This window comes from Streptomyces sp. NPDC048462, from assembly GCF_043200175.1.
GTDB lineage: Bacteria > Actinomycetota > Actinomycetes > Streptomycetales > Streptomycetaceae > Streptomyces.
The window spans coordinates 3,358-5,209 of sequence record NZ_JBICXG010000064.1 but is presented as its reverse complement, the minus strand read 5'-3'; the positions used below and the strand labels follow the sequence as shown (position 1 = coordinate 5,209).

1 rRNA gene (cut by a window edge) is annotated in these 1,852 nt (G+C 56.2%); it reads right to left on the bottom strand.

Annotation, left to right across the window (positions count from 1 at the left end):
- Positions 1-22 precede the first annotated feature (22 nt).
- Positions 23-1,852, bottom strand: a 23S ribosomal RNA gene (locus tag ACGFU6_RS39230) (it continues 1,370 nt past the right edge of the window).

Sequence of the window (1,852 nt, the reverse complement as noted above, 5' to 3'; positions counted from 1 at the left end):
AACACAGTGGACGCGAGCAACTGAGGACAAGCCCTCGGCCTATTAGTACCAGTCAGCTCCACCCGTTACCGGGCTTCCACATCTGGCCTATCAACCCAGTCGTCTACTGGGAGCCTTAACCCTTCAAGAGGGTGGGAATACTCATCTCGAAGCAGGCTTCCCGCTTAGATGCTTTCAGCGGTTATCCTTTCCGAACGTAGCCAACCAGCCATGCCCTTGGCAGGACAACTGGCACACCAGAGGTTCGTCCGTCCCGGTCCTCTCGTACTAGGGACAGCCCTTCTCAATATTCCTACGCGCACAGCGGATAGGGACCGAACTGTCTCACGACGTTCTAAACCCAGCTCGCGTACCGCTTTAATGGGCGAACAGCCCAACCCTTGGGACCGACTCCAGCCCCAGGATGCGACGAGCCGACATCGAGGTGCCAAACCATCCCGTCGATATGGACTCTTGGGGAAGATCAGCCTGTTATCCCCGGGGTACCTTTTATCCGTTGAGCGACAGCGCTTCCACAAGCCACTGCCGGATCACTAGTCCCGACTTTCGTCCCTGCTCGACCCGTCGGTCTCACAGTCAAGCTCCCTTGTGCACTTACACTCAACACCTGATTGCCAACCAGGCTGAGGGAACCTTTGGGCGCCTCCGTTACTCTTTAGGAGGCAACCGCCCCAGTTAAACTACCCATCAGACACTGTCCCTGATCCGGATCACGGACCCAGGTTAGACATCCAGCACGACCAGAGTGGTATTTCAACGACGACTCCACAACCACTGGCGTGGCCGCTTCAAAGTCTCCCACCTATCCTACACAAGCCGAACCGAACACCAATATCAAACTATAGTAAAGGTCCCGGGGTCTTTCCGTCCTGCTGCGCGAAACGAGCATCTTTACTCGTAGTGCAATTTCACCGGGCCTATGGTTGAGACAGTCGAGAAGTCGTTACGCCATTCGTGCAGGTCGGAACTTACCCGACAAGGAATTTCGCTACCTTAGGATGGTTATAGTTACCACCGCCGTTTACTGGCGCTTAAGTTCTCAGCTTCGCCGACCCGAAAGTCAGCTAACCGGTCCCCTTAACGTTCCAGCACCGGGCAGGCGTCAGTCCGTATACATCGCCTTACGGCTTCGCACGGACCTGTGTTTTTAGTAAACAGTCGCTTCTCGCTGGTCTCTGCGGCCACCCCCAGCTCACGGAGTAAATCCGATCACCAGTGATGGCCCCCCTTCTCCCGAAGTTACGGGGGCATTTTGCCGAGTTCCTTAACCATAGTTCACCCGAACGCCTCGGTATTCTCTACCTGACCACCTGAGTCGGTTTAGGGTACGGGCCGCCATGAAACTCGCTAGAGGCTTTTCTCGACAGCATAGGATCATCCACTTCACCACAATCGGCTCGGCATCAGGTCTCAGCCTTAATGTGTGACGGATTTACCTACCACACGGCCTACACCCTTACCCCGGGACTACCACCGCCCGGGCTGGACTACCTTCCTGCGTCACCCCATCGCTTACCTAATACAAGTCTGGTTCGTCGGCTCCACCACTACCCTCAACTCCGAAGAGATCGGGCCGGCTTCACGGACTTAGCATCGCCTGATTCAGTATTGGGCGTTTCAAAGCGGGTACCGGAATATCAACCGGTTGTCCATCGACTACGCCTGTCGGCCTCGCCTTAGGTCCCGACTTACCCTGGGCAGATCAGCTTGACCCAGGAACCCTTAGTCAATCGGCGCACACGTTTCTCACGTGTGTATCGCTACTCATGCCTGCATTCTCACTCGTGAACCGTCCACAACTCGCTTCCGCGGCTGCTTCACCCGGCACACGACGCTCCCCTACCCATCCACA